This window comes from Streptomyces naganishii JCM 4654 (assembly GCF_014650575.1).
Taxonomy (GTDB): domain Bacteria; phylum Actinomycetota; class Actinomycetes; order Streptomycetales; family Streptomycetaceae; genus Streptomyces; species Streptomyces naganishii.
Map to the genome: position 1 here is coordinate 1 of NZ_BMVF01000073.1, position 554 is coordinate 554.

1 protein-coding gene is annotated in these 554 nt (G+C 68.8%); it reads left to right on the top strand.

Annotation, left to right across the window (positions count from 1 at the left end; all coding sequences use genetic code 11):
• A partial coding sequence (locus IE217_RS34410; RefSeq protein WP_308432812.1) for a carboxyl transferase domain-containing protein occupies positions 1-554 on the top strand: 554 nt, incomplete at both ends.

Here is a 554-nt window from a genome sequence, read left to right on the forward strand (position 1 = left end):
CTGCTCCTGGACGCGGGGTCCTTCCAGGAGGTCGAGCAGCTGCGCCGGCACCGGGCGTCCGGTTTCGGGCTGGAGGCGAAGAGGCCGTACACCGATGGTGTGGTGACGGGCTGGGGCACGGTGGAGGGCCGTACGGTCTTCGTGTACGCCCATGACTTCCGGATCTTCGGCGGTGCGCTGGGCGAGGCCCACGCGACGAAGATCCACAAGATCATGGACATGGCCATCGCGGCCGGTGCTCCGCTGGTGTCCCTCAACGACGGCGCCGGCGCCCGTATCCAGGAGGGTGTCAGCGCGCTGGCCGGTTACGGCGGCATCTTCCAGCGCAACACCAAAGCTTCCGGGGTCATCCCGCAGATCAGCGTGATGCTGGGCCCGTGCGCGGGCGGCGCGGCCTACAGTCCGGCGCTCACCGACTTCGTGTTCATGGTCCGTGAGACCTCGCAGATGTTCATCACCGGTCCGGACGTGGTCAAGGCGGTCACGGGCGAGGAGATCACGCAGAACGGGCTGGGCGGCGCGGACGTGCACGCCGAGACCTCGGGCGTGTGCCA